General features: G+C 57.0%; 14 protein-coding genes. 9 read left to right on the plus strand and 5 right to left on the minus strand.

The genetic code is table 11. From position 1 onward, the window contains the following. Positions 1 to 62 precede the first annotated feature (62 nt). The gene (locus tag K3G63_RS17995) at positions 63 to 554 is read left to right on the plus strand and encodes a hypothetical protein (RefSeq protein ID WP_220615496.1); all 492 of its coding nucleotides are present in this window, start codon (positions 63 to 65) and stop codon (positions 552 to 554) included. Between the two features lie 441 nt (positions 555 to 995). Here the strand turns inward: K3G63_RS17995 and K3G63_RS18000 are convergent, their stop codons facing one another. Next, positions 996 to 2,036 (minus strand): NAD(P)-dependent alcohol dehydrogenase, encoded by a 1,041-nt coding sequence (locus K3G63_RS18000; protein ID WP_220615497.1) that lies wholly within the window; start codon positions 2,034 to 2,036, stop codon positions 996 to 998. A 164-nt stretch (positions 2,037 to 2,200) separates the two neighbouring features. Between K3G63_RS18000 and K3G63_RS18005 the strand changes: the two genes are divergently transcribed. Further along, a complete protein-coding gene (locus K3G63_RS18005; protein ID WP_220615498.1) occupies positions 2,201 to 3,091 on the plus strand; it encodes a multidrug resistance efflux transporter family protein in 891 nt (296 codons plus the stop codon). A gap of 63 nt (positions 3,092 to 3,154) precedes the next feature. Here K3G63_RS18005 and K3G63_RS18010 read toward each other — a convergent pair whose 3' ends face one another. Both K3G63_RS18010 and K3G63_RS18015 read right to left on the minus strand, forming a co-directional pair. Continuing rightward, complete coding sequence (locus tag K3G63_RS18010; RefSeq protein ID WP_220615499.1) at positions 3,155 to 3,880, minus strand: DUF1990 domain-containing protein; 726 nt, start codon at positions 3,878 to 3,880, stop codon at positions 3,155 to 3,157. Further along, a complete protein-coding gene (locus K3G63_RS18015) occupies positions 3,873 to 4,442 on the minus strand; it encodes a hypothetical protein (RefSeq protein ID WP_220615500.1) in 570 nt (189 codons plus the stop codon). The genes K3G63_RS18010 and K3G63_RS18015 overlap by 8 nt, the downstream gene beginning before the upstream one ends. Before the next feature lie 120 nt (positions 4,443 to 4,562). On the opposite strand from K3G63_RS18015, the gene nfi reads away from it, so the two are divergent. From nfi to K3G63_RS18030, 3 genes are all read left to right on the plus strand, one after another. Further along, positions 4,563 to 5,249, plus strand: coding sequence for a deoxyribonuclease V (gene nfi / locus K3G63_RS18020; protein WP_220615501.1), 687 nt, complete (start codon positions 4,563 to 4,565; stop codon positions 5,247 to 5,249). A gap of 325 nt (positions 5,250 to 5,574) precedes the next feature. Further along, a complete protein-coding gene (locus tag K3G63_RS18025) occupies positions 5,575 to 8,721 on the plus strand; it encodes a TonB-dependent receptor (protein WP_220615502.1) in 3,147 nt (1,048 codons plus the stop codon). A gap of 20 nt (positions 8,722 to 8,741) precedes the next feature. Then, entirely contained in the window at positions 8,742 to 10,406 is a 1,665-nt protein-coding gene (locus tag K3G63_RS18030; protein WP_259404552.1) for a RagB/SusD family nutrient uptake outer membrane protein, read from the plus strand. Between the two features lie 104 nt (positions 10,407 to 10,510). On the opposite strand, the gene K3G63_RS18035 is transcribed toward K3G63_RS18030, so the two are convergent. Further along, on the minus strand, positions 10,511 to 11,425 hold the full coding sequence (locus K3G63_RS18035) for a glutamate--tRNA ligase family protein (protein ID WP_220615503.1): 915 nt from the start codon (positions 11,423 to 11,425) through the stop codon (positions 10,511 to 10,513). A gap of 157 nt (positions 11,426 to 11,582) precedes the next feature. Beyond that, the gene (locus tag K3G63_RS18040; RefSeq protein ID WP_220615504.1) at positions 11,583 to 11,927 is read right to left on the minus strand and encodes a helix-turn-helix domain-containing protein; all 345 of its coding nucleotides are present in this window, start codon (positions 11,925 to 11,927) and stop codon (positions 11,583 to 11,585) included. 156 nt (positions 11,928 to 12,083) lie between these two features. Between K3G63_RS18040 and K3G63_RS18045 the strand changes: the two genes are divergently transcribed. From K3G63_RS18045 to K3G63_RS18060, 4 genes are all read left to right on the plus strand, one after another. Next, entirely contained in the window at positions 12,084 to 12,797 is a 714-nt protein-coding gene (locus K3G63_RS18045) for a pirin family protein (RefSeq protein WP_220615505.1), read from the plus strand. 182 nt (positions 12,798 to 12,979) lie between these two features. After that, a complete protein-coding gene (locus K3G63_RS18050) occupies positions 12,980 to 13,558 on the plus strand; it encodes a nitroreductase family protein (protein ID WP_220615506.1) in 579 nt (192 codons plus the stop codon). A gap of 3 nt (positions 13,559 to 13,561) precedes the next feature. Then, positions 13,562 to 14,272 (plus strand): pirin family protein, encoded by a 711-nt coding sequence (locus K3G63_RS18055; RefSeq protein ID WP_220615507.1) that lies wholly within the window; start codon positions 13,562 to 13,564, stop codon positions 14,270 to 14,272. 199 nt (positions 14,273 to 14,471) lie between these two features. After that, positions 14,472 to 16,913: a prolyl oligopeptidase family serine peptidase gene (locus K3G63_RS18060; protein ID WP_220615508.1), complete on the plus strand. Its 2,442-nt coding sequence runs from the start codon at positions 14,472 to 14,474 to the stop codon at positions 16,911 to 16,913. Positions 16,914 to 17,057: the final 144 nt, after the last annotated feature.

A 17,057-nucleotide genomic window follows, 5' to 3' on the forward strand; every position in this document is an offset into this window, starting at 1 on the left:
GGTGGTAGCACTACGTGCGCTTTTAGTATCTTCTGGGCTGATTATTGCCTTTTCCCGCTCCGATGAAATGCTACCTGCCTCTTTTGCTGCTGCCGTTGCTGGGTGCCACGCTCCGGTACCCCTACCACCCTACCCCCGATTCAGCCCGCTTACTTACACTGCGCATCAATGGACAGCCGGTGGCAACTGATACCAGCAGCTCCCGCTTTTTCCTCGGCGCCGACCGCGCCCTGCGCCTGAACATTGTGCGGGCCGACGACCCCGATGGGGAGGGTCTGACCATCATCATCGACCGGTTTCCCATTCAGGCTGGCACCTACACGTTTCAGGAGATTCTGAGCGGACGCAACCGCGACGCCTCTTACCGTTTCGGCAGTACCGCCGCCTACTCCAAATCCTGCCCCGACAACCCCGGCTCCGTGACCATTACGGGAGTAAACCCCGGCCGCCACTGGCTGATGGGCACGTACCGCTGCCAAGTCTGCGAATCGGGCCGCGGCGGCCGGCGCCTGACCCTGGAAGGCACGTTTCGCTACCCCGTGGAGCAGGAGTAGCTCTTTACTGTTGGGCAACTATCTGCTGCCAAACGGCTTCCTGCTACTATGCTTTTCGTGTACCCTACGCTTCTTTTTTAGTGGAGTAGGCTAATACCTACTGACGCGCTATTGCTGTACCGGAGAAGAACAGTGCGTTCATCGTCTTTCAAGTTGATGCCGATACCGCAGTTGCCGGGCAAAGATTCCGGAAGGCAGAAGCGCCGCCGGCCTACTTGGCGCAGTACCCCGGTGCGCCCTTGCCCAGCTTTTACCGGGCATCATAACCACTCCTGCCATGAGCAGACGGCTGTACTCTTACGCAAAAGTCCCGGCAAGCTGCCACCTTCTCCTTTCTGAAGAAGCAGCACCCTGCCGGGACTTTCCGTGCCACATAGTCGCTTTCTGGACTACACCAGGGTGTAGCTCACCACGTCACTGGTTTACTTGCGCCTTCACTACTTACAGCGTAGCCAGGTCCAGCACGAAACGGTACTTTACATCGGACTTCAGCATCCGCTCATAGGCTTCGTTGATGTAGTCCATCCGAATCACTTCTACGTCGCTCATAACATTGTGCTCGGCGCAGAAATCCAGCATTTCCTGGGTTTCCTGAATGCCACCAATTAGGGAGCCCGCAATGCGGCGGCGCTTGGCAATGAGGTTGAAGGCGTGCAGCTGCGGGGCTTCCGGCGGTACTCCTAGCAGCACCATAGTACCGTCGCGGCGCAGGGTGTTGATGTAAGGAGCCAAGTCCATGGGCGCCGACACCGTGTTGATAATCAGGTCGAAGTAGTTCGACACCGCCTTCATGGCCTCGGCGTCCTTGGTTACCACGAATTTGTGGGCCCCCAGGGCTTTGGCATCGGCTTCCTTGCCGGGCGAGGTGCTGAGTACAGTTACCTCGCAGCCCAGGGCCGCGGCAAACTTCACAGCCATGTGGCCCAGGCCGCCCAGGCCCATTACGGCCACCCGGTCGCCGGCCTTGGCGTTCCACTGCCGCAGCGGCGACCATGTGGTAATGCCAGCGCAGAGCAGCGGTGCTACCCGGGCCAGATCCAGCTTCTCCGATACATGAAGCACGAATTTCTCCGTTACGACGATGTGGTTGGAGTAGCCGCCGTAGGTAGGCTGCCCGTCTTTGCCAATGCCGTTGTAGGTACCCACGAATCCTTCGTCGCAGTACTGCTCCAGTCCGTCGTTGCACTCGGAGCAGTGCTGGCAGGAATCGACCATGCAGCCTACACCGGCCAGGTCACCAGCTTTAAAGTTTTTTACGTGCGCGCCAACCTCTGTTATACGGCCCACAATTTCGTGACCCGGTACCATAGGAAAGATGGAGCCGCCCCATTCGTCGCGCACCTGGTGCACATCGGAGTGGCACACGCCGCAGTAGAGGATTTCGATGCGCACATCGTGCGGTCCTACCGCACGGCGCTCAAAGTTAAATGGCTCGAGGGGGGCATGCGCGACCGGGGCCGCGTAGCCTTTTGCTTCTGACATGAGAAGGAGTTGGTTGTAGAGAAAGACAAATACCGAACAGAAACGCAACAACGGTTGTAGACCCTGTATTGTTTGTTTAAGGGAGGCTGCGGCAGGCAAGTTGGGCCAACCGCCCGGGGTGGCGCAGTACCTTGCAGCGGGCTCCTTGGCCCACTGCTCCGCGCATGCATTCTACCGCTCCTGCTCCCCCACCCGCTCTCCGTGCCATCTTGCTAGCTACGCTGGGGGCCGTGCTATTTTCCTCTACCTTTCTGCTCAACCGTTTGATGGCTACTACGGGCGGCTTCTGGGTCTGGACAGCGGTACTGCGCTACGTGTATACTGCCCTGCTGCTGACGAGCTGGCTGCTGGTACGCCGACAATGGCACGGCTTCTGGCAGTTCTGGCGGAACTCGTGGCGGGTGTGGGTGCTGTGGGGCAGCGTGGGCATTGGCCTGTTCTACTCCCTGCTGGCCATTGCGGCGCAGTTCAGTCCGGCCTGGCTGATAGCCGGGTCCTTTCAACTCGTGCTGCTGTCGGGAATATTGCTCACTCCTGTTATCTACTCTGACCACCGCGCCAAGCTGAACTTGCGGGCCCTGAGCCGGGCCGGACTAGTGGTGCTGGGGGTGCTGCTGATGCAGGCCGAGAACCTCCTCCGTGGGGTTTCGGGGCGGGCCTCACTCGGGTTTGGGATGGTAGTAGTGGCGACGTTTCTCTACCCCCTGGCCAACCGCAACGTATTGGTGTATCTAGAAACGGCTCCCGTACGTGTATCGGCTACCCAAATGGTGCTGGGGCTGGCTATGGGTAGCCTTCCTTTCTGGGCTCTACTCTCAGTGTGGGGCATGCTGACGGGTCCTGGCCCCACGCCGTCGCAGTGGGGCTACACGCTGGTGGTAGCGTTGCTGGCGGGCGTACTGGCGACGGGGCTGTTTTACTACGCTCTGGCCCTGGCGGGGCAGAATGCTACCCTCCTAGGTGCCGTGGAAGGTACGCAAGCGGTAGAGCTGCTGGCTACTGTAGCCTTGGAGGTTACGCTACTGGGGGCGCCGTTTCCGTCTCTAACCAGCTAGCTCGGCATGGGGCTGGTGGTGCTGGGCATTGGGCTGTACAGCCGGTTATAAAACACCCGGCAGCTACTGCCTACTTTTACCGAGCTGCTCCCGGGCTGCCTGTTCCGTTGAAATGGCCTGTACCGGAGTGGCTTGCTGCGGGACGGGGGCTTGCCAGCCTTTGCGAAGCATTTCGGCTACTTGCTCTTGCAAACGCCGCATCGACTCGCGGGAAAACTTGCGTTGCAACATTCGCCCAAACAGCCGAAAGCCCAGCCAGTAGAAGGGGTTACGAATGCGGCCCGTTTGCGAGAAGGCATGGATACGAAACTGCACACGCCCGGTACTCAGGTGCTTATGAATGGTAAAATCAATCTGCCCCCGCTCGAAGTGCCCTTCCAGCGTGCGGTAGTTGTACCCCCACACCCGCTCCTGGTCTCCGCCGGGTAGGGTCCGCACCTCATCCGTCACCCCCCCGATACGCACCCCAAACCAGAACGTAAAAAACAGGAAACGCCCGCGCAGCACCATCACGCGCTGCTCCAAGGGCTGATCGGGCAGGAAAATACCCGTTATCAAGTCAGGCGGAGGAAACGTGTAGTTGCGCAGCACCTCGCGGGCGGCGGCCCAGGAGCCGTGCGGCTCAGGTGGGCCGGGTGCTTCCAGTGGCAGCTCCGTTTCGTAATCATCCACGCGCCAGCCGTTTTCAACAGTGTACTCACTGGTACGCGTGAGGTCAAAGTTATAGCCCGCCTGGGTGTAGGCATCGAGCCGGGCCTTCTGCAGCTGGTAGAGGGGCGGCTTAGGCATCGTGGGTGACCTCCGTGCCGGCGGTATTCTGCCGGATGGTTTCTACCTGTACCGGACCAAGCTGGAGGCCGCCACTGCGCTCGGCCACGCGCTGGCAGAACGTTTCCCAGGTCTGCTGCTGCACTTTCCGCCCAATTCCCAACGTATCGTACGTCAGGGCCACCAGTCCGTCGCGGGAGCGGGCTCGGGAGTGGATTTCAAACCGCAACGTGTCGGGTAGAGTAGCGTGAGGGCGGAGAGTAAAGCAGATGCAGCCCGCCTCCGGGTGATTTTCCAGCGTAGTCAACTCGAAATAATCGGCTCCTACTTGCGTCACGCGCACTTCTCCATTCCAGGGCCCCAGAATTTTGATGCGGAACTCGTCGCCCACGCTCAGCTCGCCGGGCTGACCCTGGGCTTTCTCGAAATCGGCCAGCATGTCGGGGGAGTACTCGGGCAAATGGCCTTTGATGTGGTGCAGCAGCTCGGCGGCCGGACGGCGTGGGTGCTGCACATCGACCCAGTAACGGCGCTCAAAAAAGGGGCCGCTGCCGGTGTGGGCGGGTTGTTCAGCTTTAGACATAGCGCAAAAAGGTAGTTGCCTGAATAACGTGCCCGGCCCCGTGGGGTTGTAGCATCTGCCGCTCCACAACCCCGCCGGGGCAGCCGTAGTACACGACTTGTCCACCCCTTTTTTTCGCGTATGGCTTACTACCGCCCGCCCGGGCCGCCCCCCGACCCCATCATCGTTCGTGACCTCACGCGCCAGCAAGATGAACTGCGCACCCTGGTACGGCTGGAGCCTCTGGCTCAGGAACCCAGCCTCATTGCCGGCTGCGACTCCTCCTTTCCTACTCCCGAAACCGTGTTGTCGGTGTTTGTAGTACTGCGTTTTCCTACCCTCGAAATAGTGGAGAAAGTGTACCACACCAGCCCCGTCACGCTGCCTTACATTCCGGGCCTGCTCGCTTTCCGCGAAGCGCCCAACCTGCTGCTGGCTTACGAGAAGCTTCGGCACAAGCCCGATGTGATAATGGTGGACGGGCACGGCATTGCCCATCCGCGCCGCATGGGCATCGCCGCACACGTAGGGGTGCAGCTGGACGTTCCTACCTTCGGCGTAGCCAAGCAAAAGCTTACCGGCACTTATCAGGAACCAGCCTTACACAAGGGCAGCATCAGCCCGCTCTTCGACCGCAGCGGCGAGCTACTGGGAGAAGTCATCCGCTCGAAGGACAAGGTGAACCCGTTATTCGTGAGCCCCGGCCACCGCTGTGACCAAGCTACTGCCACCCGCCTCACTTTGTCCTGCCTGCGGAGCTACAAACTTCCCGAACCCACTCGCTTGGCCGACCACTGGGCGGAGGAGTTCAAAAAAGAGTTACGGTAACCAGGGTACTGTGTGTACAGGTTTTCCCTGGTACTACTCCCTGACAGGCACCCACTTATTAGGACAAAAAGGCTTTAACAGCATTCAGCACGACATCTCAGCTGATTCTTTTACGCCACAGACCCCGCAGCCACTAGGAAGTGCTGCGGGGTCTGTCATTTATGAAATCACAGATAAGTACAAAATAAAACAGCGGTTTATGTACCCCATTTGTTTAATCAAATAGATTTAATCCTGAAAATACGCCAACCATTACTTGGTTGAGTTGCGATTTACTCGTTTATTCGCCTTACTCGTTGAGTTTTTAACAATCATAAACGAAAGCATGAAGAAAAGCTTACTCTTGTCGCCTTTAGTGGTGCTGGCACTTACTAGCCAGGGAGCTTGGGCCCAGACTCGTAGTATCTCTGGCCGAGTTACTGATCGGGCTACTGGGGAAGGCCTACCTGGGGTTACTGTGTTGTTGAAAGGCAGCACGAATGGAGTTTCCACAAATTCTGATGGTACCTATACGCTAACGGTGCCTACCACTGGTGGCGCACTGGTATTCTCTTCGGTGGGCTACATCCCCTTAGAGCGCCCTATTGGCACAGATAATACTCTTGATATCGGGCTTGCTTCTGATACCAAGACCCTGAGTGAGGTAGTCGTGACAGGCTACGGCACGCAGGAGCGCCGCGATTTGACAGGCTCTATTACTACTGTACAAGGCGAGGCCATTGCTAATTTGGCTACTCCCAGCTTTGCCCAGCAGTTGGCGGGTCGGTCAGCCGGCGTAAACGTACAAACTCCGTCGGGCTTGCTTGGGCAACAGCCCCGCATCCAAATCCGGGGAACTAACTCTATTTCCTCGGGTACCTACCCGCTGGTAGTAGTGGATGGCCAGCCTATTTTCACGGGCAACACCAGTGCTTTCGCCAACGGATCGAACCCCTTAGCTGACATTAACCCATCAGACATTGAGTCTTATGAAGTGTTAAAGGACGGTTCGGCTACGGCCATTTATGGTTCACGGGCTGCCAACGGGGTAATCCTGATTACGACTAAGCGCGGCCGAGAAGGCAAAGCAGTTGTAACGTACGATACCTATTTGGGTGTTGCCAAGACGCTGAAGCGCTACGATGTACTCGGAGCGGAGGACTTTATCACCATCAGCAACGAGAAAGACCGTAATGCGGGTGGGGCTGGAACCATCGCGGCACCTTTGCTTGAAAATGGCAATCTGGTGCGTACGGACTGGCAGGACGAAATCTTCCGCACGGGTTTCCAACAAAACCATGTAGTCTCGGTATCGGGAGCTTCGGCAAAAACGAATTATTACTTCTCGGGTGGTTTCACTGATCAGACCGGCGTAATCAAGAGCAATGAGTTGCAGCGTCTGAGCTTCCGCTCTAACATTGATACGGAAGTCAAGAAGTGGCTGCGCGTAGGGTTGAGCTTGGGCTTGACTCGCACCCGTACCTTTGGCTTGAACACCAGTGTGAACGGTCTTTCTGGCAACGTGGCGGGGGCTTTGTCTCTTTTCCCAAACGTACCAGCCCGCAATCCTGACGGTACCCCCTACGTGAATGCCGCGGGTATCATCGGCCAAGGCAACAATACCTCCGGCATTGCCTTTAACTACCCGAACATTCTTTTCCCGCTGGAGAACAACATCTACCGCTCCATCAGCTACCGCATCTTGGGTAGCGGTTACCTTGAGGCGGAACCTGTGAAGAACCTCCGGTTGCGCACCTCGCTAAGCACCGACTCACAGTTGCAGGATGACTTCCAGTTCCTGGATCCACGTCAGGGCGACGGCCGCGGTGTTAATGGCTCGGTGTACCAACTGTTCGGCCCTAGTATTCGGTGGAACTGGGTCAACACTGCTACGTACAGCAACGTCATTGGCGAAGACCACAAGATCAATGCCGTAGTAGGTACTGAATATCAGAAAACCACTACCTCTTATTTCTCTGCCAACGGCACGGGTATTTCGGACCGTACGCTAGGTGAAAATGGTATCATCAGCTCTACGCTGGCCACTCCCAGCCTTGGCGGCGACTTCTTAGAGAATGGCCTGCAGTCTTACTTCGGCCGTTTGAACTACTCGCTCAAGGATCGGTACTTGTTGAGCTTTACGCTTCGCTCCGACGCCTTGTCTTCTCTGCCGGCTGATAACCGGCGGGGTCTGTTCCCAGGTGGTTCTATTGGTTGGCGTGTTTCCGAGGAGCCTTTCTTCAAAGGCCTAGGCCTGTCGAGCGTAGTAACTGACTTCAAACTGCGTGCGTCGTATGCCCGAGTAGGTAACGTTGATATTGGGTATTTCCCCTACGTTGGAGCATACTCACCGGCTCAGTATGCCTCGCAAGCTGGTATTGCCTACGGCCGTTTCGGCAACGACCAACTGAAGTGGGAAACGTCCAAGAAAACCGATTTCGGTGTTGACTTAGGTTTCTTCGGTGGTCGTGTGAACCTCAACGTAGATTACTACAAGAACAACGTTGACGACTTGATTCTTGGTGTACGGACCCCGTTGTCGCTGGGGGTGCCGAACAACCGCTACAACGACAACATCGGTTCGCTCTACAACAAGGGTTTCGAGTTTACCCTCACGACGGAGAATATCCGCAAGGACAACTTCACCTGGACAACGAACTTTAACCTGTCCACCAATAAAAACGAAATCACGGCCCTCAACAACAATGAGGACATCATTGAGACTTACAACATCACGCGGGTAGGTGAGTCAATTGGTGCTTTGTTTGGCTATGATTACGTGGGCGTGAACCGAGCCAACGGTAACCCAATCTACCGTAAAGCTGACGGTGTAACGCTGGTACAAGGTAGCACGGCTGCTTCGGGCGCCACGCAGGGCCGCTACTATCTCTATGATGCAGCTAATCCGAATGCCGCTCTTGTGGCCGCAAACGAAAGAACGCTGACGGTTGCGGACAAGAAAATTCTGGGTCGAACCAACCCGAAAATATTCGGGGGCTTTGGCAACACCGTGTCGTACATGGGCTTTGACTTGGACGTGTTCTTCCGCTACAATTTTGGTAACAAAATCATGAACGTGACGCGTCAGCAGCTGCTGCGCACCGACTTCTTGAATAATGGCACCGAAATTTTAGGCCGTTGGCAGTCGCCTGAAAACCCAGGTGATGGACAGACACCGCGCCTTGCATCGGGTACTAGCGCTTTCGTGAACCAAGACAACAATGCTTCGACGCGTTTTGTGGAAAGCGGTGACTTCGTTCGTCTGCAGAATATTACGCTGGGCTACACTATTCCCACCCGTTTTGTTACGCCCATCAATCTGAGCCGAGTACGCATCTTCGTACAGGCCCAGAACGTGGCCACCTTTACTAAGTACAAAGGGGTAGATCCAGAGGTGAATACCAACTTCACCACCAACACCCAAATTGGTGTTGACTACAACAGTAACCCCCAACAGCGAGTGTTTACGGGTGGTCTAAACGTTGCCTTCTAACTCTCGCTTTCGCTGCAATCATGAAAAATTTTCTAACTGTGTTTGCTCCTAGTCGTCAGCGCGTGTTGGCGTTGGCCTTCCTTTCTACCCTAGGGCTCAGCTCATGTGAGGTCACGGATCTGCAACCCAAGAATCAGCTATCCGAAGCCGCTGTCTACAATGATCCTGCCCGTATTGCACTAGCTGTGGCTGGTGTGTATAACGCCGCTCAATCGGGTTTCTATGATCCGCTGAATGGTAGTGCACTGGCCGTACGGGGCTATCCTTTCGGGGCAGCCGCCAACGCGCTGGATGATGCCCGCGGGGAAGACGTTTCGGACATGGCGGGTTTCTTTGGTATTGTTTTTCAAAACCAGATAACCCCATCTAGCCCGAATGTCGTGAACATGTGGTCGAACTGCTACGCAGTAATCAACCAAGCTAACGTTACGATTGAAGGCGTACGCCAAGCCGCCGCTGCCGGCGTTATTACCGCCGCTGAGGCCCAAGTATATGAAGGAGAGCTTCGCTTTTTGCGGGCCCTCTCTCATCATGAGCTGGTTATCCATTTTTCGCGGCCGTACACTGACAAGAATGGATCTAACCCAGGCGTACCCTACCGGGAAGTGGCAGCCAACACCATTGCTGGCATAACTACCGGCCGCGAAGTAGGTCGTGGCACGGTGGCTGAGGTGTATACCAAGATGCTGGCTGACTTGGACTTTGCGGAAAGCAACCTGCCGGCTACTCGTACCATTAGCGGAGCTGCCGCTCCTTCTGTGACGCGTGCTACCAAAGGAGCAGCCATCGCACTCAAACAGCGGCTGCGGCTGCACCAGGCTAACTGGACTGCGGCCGTGGCCGAGGGGAACAAGCTCATTTCAGGTACCAGCGCTCCTTTCACGAGCCCTATCGGAAACTACGCATTAGCTGCTACCCAGCGTGCTGCCTTCCCCGGTGGCACTGGCGTAACTGCTGAAAACGTGTTTTCTGTTGAAAACCGCTCTGATGACAATCCGGGCGTAAACGGTGCGTTGGCAAACGTTTATGGTTCGTCGGCTACTCCAGCCAACGGCGGTATTAACGGCCGTGCACTTCTGGCAGTAAGCCCGAACCTGTACAATGCTCCTTTCTTCACTTGCGGCGACCTGCGCCGTACGGCGATGATGCAGCAGGACGGGGTTCGTCCGGCTTATGTACTTCGCAAGTACACCGACGCAGCTACCAGCTCCGACTTTGCACCCATCATTCGCTACGCTGAAGTACTGTTGAACCAGGCTGAAGCCATCGCCCGCGCTGGTACTAACGATGCCTTGGCCTTGCAACTGCTAAACGCCGTTCGTAACCGCTCGGTTACTACTGCTGCCGACCAGTATGCTGCCGGCTCCCTTACTGGAACTGCGTTGATCCGTGCTATTCTTGACGAGCGCCGTATTGAGTTCGTGGGGGAAGGCAAGCGGTGGGGAGATATTTCTCGTCTGTCGCCGGATCCGACGTACAGCCCAGGCGGTATTCCTGCCAAATTCAGTGGCCTAGTTTCAGGTCAGGTAACGTTGGCACGGTATGCGTGCAACAATACTACTGTTCTGGCAACACCTTCAGTAACCGCTGTACCCTATAGCAGCACTTTGTTCCTGTGGCCCATCCCGGCCATTGAAGTAGCTAACAACCCGACGCTGGCAAGCCAGCAGAACCCTGGCTACTAGTACTTAGGAGAGCTAAAACATAAAAAGCCTGACTGGAATCAGTCAGGCTTTTTATGTTTTGGAGAGCCGCACCTGCATACTGCTCACAATGAGGCGTAGCAGATTCAGGATAGAAGTTCTTGTAACATAGAGGGCAATGCATCAGCAGCTTCTGATGGCAGCGCCAGCAGTTGCGCTACCGCCTGATACACTATTTGCGGCGAGCTGGCCTCGTCCACAACGCCGCGCTGCTTACCGCTTTGCGTCGACTTGGAAAGCTTTTGTCCAGTAGCATCCAGCACCAAACCATGATGCAGAAACTGGGTAGAGGTGAATCTCTCCTGATTGGGCAGGTAGCCAGCCAGCCAGAGTTGCGCAGCCGTACTGGGTAGCAAATCCTGGCCGCGCACTATTAGCGTTATCCCTAGCCGCACGTCATCTATCACCGAAGCAACCTGATATGCGGCAGCACCATTCTTTTTGCGTACCACAAAATCGCCGAGCACCTCCGCCAAAGAAAGCCGTAGGGCCTGCTGAGCTATATCTTGAATATAGACCTGCGTACTAGCTGGCACGTGGGCCCGCCAGGCGGTATCCGGGGCTTCGAAAGGTAAGCTCCGGAAACAGCACGTGCCGGGGTAGCGGCCATCGGGAAGGGTGTGGCTAGCCAGCGCCGAGCGGGAGCAGTTGCAAGCGTAGAATACGCTCGGATGCGTCGTACGGGCGGCCTGCAGCACTGCCTCGTAGTCGGGAAGAAAGTGGCGCTGGGAAAAGTGGCGCTCAAAGTCATCCGGGCCCGTGGGGCCGTGGTCATAATCAAGCCCCAACCACTCAAGAGTTCGGAAGATATTCTCCAGGTAGGCGGGCCGGAACCGGGCCCGATCCAGGTCATCGATGCGCAGGTGTAGGGTGCCGCCGGCGCGGCGCGTGAGCAGCCACGTTAGGGTAAAGTTGATAGCGTTGCCCAAGTGCAGAAAGCCGCTGGGCGTAGGCGCCAGGCGCGAGACAACGGGGACAAGCGGCAGCTGAAACAGCATCATAACGGCGACAAGGTACTACCTCACTCCCATTCCTGAAGCCTATGCCAGCCACGAACCCCATGCCGGTTGCAACTCCGCACACCCGCTGTTTGGTTGACTTTTGCTCCGGAGGGCGTCCTCTTCTGCCTGTTCTTTGGCAAGCGCCTTGCGCGTATGCCTACCCCGCTTTGCTTTGGATAACTGCTTTGTTCTGCTCACCCCACACCTGAATGGCTTCAACTACCGGTAGCAGGCTCCGGCCGCATTCAGTCAAAGAATACTCCACGGTGGGCGGCACAGTGGCGTAGGCCTCGCGCCGTACAATGCCGTGCGCTTCCAGCAGCTTTAGCTCCTTCACCAACATGCGGGCCGTGATGCCGGCTACGTCGCGCTCCAACTCCTTGAAGCGTAGCTTCCGGTGCAGCAGTAAACTATGAATGATGGCAAATTTCCATTTGCCTTCCAGCACATCCAGCGTCTGCCGAAATGCGCACTGCGGAAATTCTTTTGCTCGCGTAGCCATTGTATCTGCCTGATTATCAATAAAAGTTACACATAGGATATTGATATACATCTGTGTAACTACTTGCAAATGTATAGCAAGAGGTGAATCTTTGACCTACAATCTATGTATGTACATATGATTGCAGGTTACAACTCATCTTTCAGCAATACCATCATGCAAACTCTGCTTCATACGGCGGCTTCGCGCGGCCACGCCAACCACGGCTGGTTGAATTCTTACCATACCTTCAGCTTTGCGGGCTACCACAACCCGGAGCGGGTGCATTTTGGGGTGCTGCGCGTACTCAACGATGATACCGTGGCCGGTGGCATGGGCTTCGGCACCCACCCTCACGACAACATGGAAATCATCAGCATTCCGCTTTCCGGGACGCTGGAGCACAAGGACAGTGCCGGCAACCACGGCATTATCCGCAGCGGCGACGTGCAGGTGATGAGCGCCGGCACTGGTATTGCCCATAGCGAGAAAAACCACAGCCAGCACGAGGAAGTAAAATTCCTGCAGATCTGGGTGTTTCCCAACAAGCGTAACGTGTCACCCCGCTACGACCAGCAGACGTTCCGAGTCGAGGACCGCCACAATCAGTTCCAGCAGGTTCTCTCACCCAACCCCGAGGATGCTGGCGTCTGGATTCACCAGGACGCGTGGTTTCATCTGGCCGATTTTGACGCTGACTTCTCTACCACGTATCAAGTAAAAAAGCCCGGTAATGGCGTGTACGCCTTTGTGCTGGAAGGCGACGTAACCGTGGCGGGTCAGCCCTTGCACCGCCGCGACGGGTTTGGCATCTGGGACGCAGAGAGCTTCACGGTGCAGGCTGATTCCAAGGCCCGTTTGCTGCTAATGGAAGTGCCCATGACGGTGTAATTTATTGGTTGCCAACTGGCCCGCCTGCTCCAACGACGAAAAGCATGCGTTGGCCGACTTGCTGCCGGGCTTCCAGTTTTAGCCTCTACTTTTACCTTCACACACCTGATTTTTTGCCTGCTTCCTGCCCTTTGTGATGCCTTGGCTTAAACAAAGGCGGGAAGTATGGTTTTACAGCTACTATGAAACATGCTCCCACTTCCTTTCCGGTTCAGGAAAGTATTCGCAAACGCTGGAGCCCCCGGGCCTTTGCCAGCTACCCCGTAGCCCCTGAAACGCTGCAACAGGTGTTTGAAGCTGCTTCTTGGGCAGCTAGCGCCATGAACGAACAGCCCTGGCGCTACATCTATGCTCATCATGCCGACCAGGAAACCTTTCAGAAGATGGTGGACTGCCTGCTGCCGGGCAACCAGCCCTGGGCCAAACATGCGCCTGTACTGATATTGGCTCTGGCCAAAACGCACTACGACAATGGCAACCCAAACGGCGCCGCCCTGCACGACGTAGGCCTAGCCAACGGCAACCTGATTCTGGAAGCCACCGCCCTGGGCCTGCACGGCCATTTCATGGGCGGGTTTGACGTAGCCAAGACCCGCGAAGTATTCCAGCTGCCCGAAACGCTGCAACCCGTTGTATTCATTGCTCTGGGCTACGCAGGAGCCGCCGAACAACTGGAAGAACCCTTTCTGAGCCGGGAAAAAGCGCCGCGTCAGCGCAAGCCGCTGACTGAAATTGTGTTCCACCAACATCTGCCAGCGTAAGCTATGCCGCACCGCCTCACTCCCGCCGCCGACCGCGGCCTGAAAGACATTGGCTGGCTGCAAAGTCATTTCTCCCTGAGCTTTGGCCCCTACGCCAACCCTGAGCGAGCAGGCTTCGGGCTGCTGCGCGTCTTTAATGATGATTTTGTAAAGCCAGGTAACGGTTTCGGCCTGCACGCCCACGCCAACATGGAAATTATTTCGGTGATGCTGGCGGGGCGCATGAACCACAAGGACTCCCTGGGCTACTCCGAAGAAGTTACCCGGGACTGGGTGCAGATTATGAGCGCCGGCTCAGGCCTGCGGCACGAGGAGCACAACATTGGGGAAGAGGAAGTCAATTTCCTGCAAATCTGGATTGAGCCCAAGCTGCAAAACGTGACGCCCCGCTACCAGCGCCGCCACTTTCCGCGGGAAAAGCGGCGCAACCAGCTTACTACCATCGTCAGCAACGAAGAAGGCACGGCGCACTGCTGGATCAACCAGAACGCCAAGCTCAGTTTAGGCCTGTACGACGCGGGACAGACGGTGGAGTACCGGCTTACCCCGCTGAACAAGTGCGTTTTCATCTTCGTGCTAGAAGGCCAGCTAACCGTGAACGGGCAGTCGGTAGCCCCGCGGGAAAGTCTCGGCCTGTGGGAAACCGACATGGTAACACTTCAGGTAGAAGCAGAAAGCCACTTTCTTGTGATTGAAGCTCCTATCAACCACTAAGCGAATACGACCCTGGTAGTCGGGCCTGGATGCCTTCCGAAGCAGCACGCCTTTGCCAAAGGCAAAGGCGTGCTGCTTTCAGCCCTACCTGGTGGGACGCACCTGTGGCGGATAACTCGGGGCTAAGTAGGACATCTTCTAGAAAATTTGCCGGATTGTACCGTCCTTTGTGGTAATTTTCTGGTGCATACCTTTTTCTATGAAACTACTTCGACTCACAGTAGCGCTGTGCATAGGGGCAACGAGCATGGCTACGGCGCAGGACCTGCCCTACCAAATGCCCCCGCGGGCTATTGCTATGTTGGCGGAAGCCGCGCCTACCCCGCGCGTAAGCTTCTCCTCGAACGGGCAATGGATGCTGCTTATGGACGTGCGCGACATGCCGCCCATTGCGGAGCTTAGCCAGCCTGAGTTGCGCCTAGCCGGCCTGCGCATCAACCCGCGTACGAATGGCCCGAGCCGGGCAGCGTACGTTACCTCCCTACGGCTGCGGCGCCTGCCAGATGGCAAGGAGTTGCTCATCACCGGCCTGCCTGCCAACGCCCGCATCAGCGACGTGCAGTGGTCGCCGGATAACAGTAAGGTCGCCTTCACCCACACCACCAACAACCACGTGGAGCTGTGGATTGCGGATGTAGCCTCCGCCTCGGCCCGGCTAGTGCCCAACCTGTTTCTGAACGCGGTGTTCGGCACCCCCTTCGAGTGGGTATCCGACAACAAAACTATTATCGCCCGGGCCATTGTAGGAGGCCGCGGCGAGGCTCCCAGCCCCACAGAAGCCCCCAAAGGTCCGGCAATTCAGCAAAACATTGGGCGCACGGCCGCGGCCCGCACCTACCAAGATTTGCTGAAGAGCCCCGTGGATGAGCGGTTGTTCGACTACTATGCCCTCTCGCAGGTAGTAAAGGTAGGCCTAGACGGCCGAATGGCGCCGCTGGGGCAGCCCGGCATGATTCAGGAGGCTACTCCCTCGCCGAGCGGGCGCTATGTGCTGGTGCGCACCCGGCACCGCCCTTACTCCTATACTCTGCCGGTCAGCAGCTTCCCCCAGCGAGTAGAAGTACTGAACCTGGAAGGGCTGGTAGTGAAGGAAATGGCTGAACTGCCGCTAGCCGACAACGTGCCCACCAGCTTTGATGCCGTGCCCACCGGGCCGCGTAACTTCGGCTGGCGAGAAGACGCACCCAATACACTGTTCTGGGTGGAAGCCCAGGACGGGGGCAACCCCAAAACCGAAGCGGCCGTGCGCGACAAGATTTTTGTGGTGGGCTCTCCCTTCGACGGGCAGCCCCAGGAGTTGGCCTCCCTGCCCTTGCGCTTCCGCGACATTCACTGGGGCACCGATAAGCTGGCCCTGATAGAAGGCTACCGCTGGGCTGACCGCAAAGAAACCACCTGGACCCTGGACCTGACGGTGAAGACCTCGCTCACACCGCTATTTGAGCGCTCCTCCCAGGACACTTATACTGACCCTGGCACGCCCTACCTCCACCGCAACGCCCAGGGCCGCCCGGTGCTGGAAACCGACGGCGACGTGGTGTACTTCATCGGAACGGGGGCCTCGCCGGAGGGCGACCGACCTTTCATCGACGAGCTGAATGTGCGCACCAAGAAGAGCGTGCGCTGGTGGCGCTCCGAGGCGCCGTATTACGAGATGCCGGTAAGCATTCTGGATATTGGCAAGCGCGTTTTTGTAACCCGCCGGGAGTCGCCGCAGGAGGCGCCCAACTACTTCCTGCGCGATGCCCCGAGCCTGAAAGTAACGCCCCTGACCAAGTTCCCGAACCCGTACGCCAGCATCGGTAACCTGCAAAAGCAGGTACTCAAATACAAGCGCGCCGACGGCGTGGAGCTGACTGCTAACCTTTACCTTCCTCCCAACTACAAGAAAGAAGACGGCCCGCTGCCCACGCTGATGGAGGCCTACCCCGTAGAGTTCAAGGATAAGAAGGATGCCAGCCAGGTGAAAGGCTCGCCCTACACCTTTGCCCGCCTTACCTGGGGCTCGCCGGTGTTCTGGGTAACCCAGGGCTATGCCGTACTGCAAGGCACTAGCATTCCGATTGTGGGTGAGGGCAACAAAGAACCCAACGACACCTACGTAGAGCAGCTCACGGCTTCGGCCAAAGCCGCCATCGACGAAGGCAAGCGCCTGGGCGTAGTAGACCCCAACCGTGTGGCGGTAATGGGCCACAGTTACGGAGCGTTCATGACGGCCAACCTGCTGGCCCATACCAACCTGTTCAAAGCAGGCATTGCCCGCAGCGGCGCGTATAACCGTACGCTCACACCCTTTGGCTTTCAGGGCGAGGAGCGTACATACTGGCAGGCACCAGAAGTGTACAACGCCATGTCGCCCTTCAACTTCGCCAATAAAATCAAAGCACCGATTCTGCTGATCCACGGCGAGGCTGACAATAACTCAGGCACGTTCCCGATTCAGAGCGAGCGGTTCTACAACGCGCTGAAAGGCCACGGTGCCACCGTGCGCTACGTGGTACTACCGGCCGAATCGCATGGCTACGCGGCCCGCGAGTCCATTATGCACATGCTCTGGGAAATGAATACCTGGCTGGACACGTACGTAAAGAAAGCCTCAACTGCTCCGGCCACGGACGCTACCAAAGCTGACGCTCGCTAAGCCCTTTCCTGCCTTCTGGTAGCCTTTATTACCCCCGAGCCAATGGCTCGGGGGTATTTTTTTATAGTTCAGTTCTTATATACCGCCTTACTGATATAAACAATAGCATTTCGTGTAAAATTATGACCACTTTGTAACTCGGCT

The organism is Hymenobacter sp. HSC-4F20 (assembly GCF_019599275.1).
Classification (GTDB): Bacteria; Bacteroidota; Bacteroidia; order Cytophagales; family Hymenobacteraceae; genus Hymenobacter.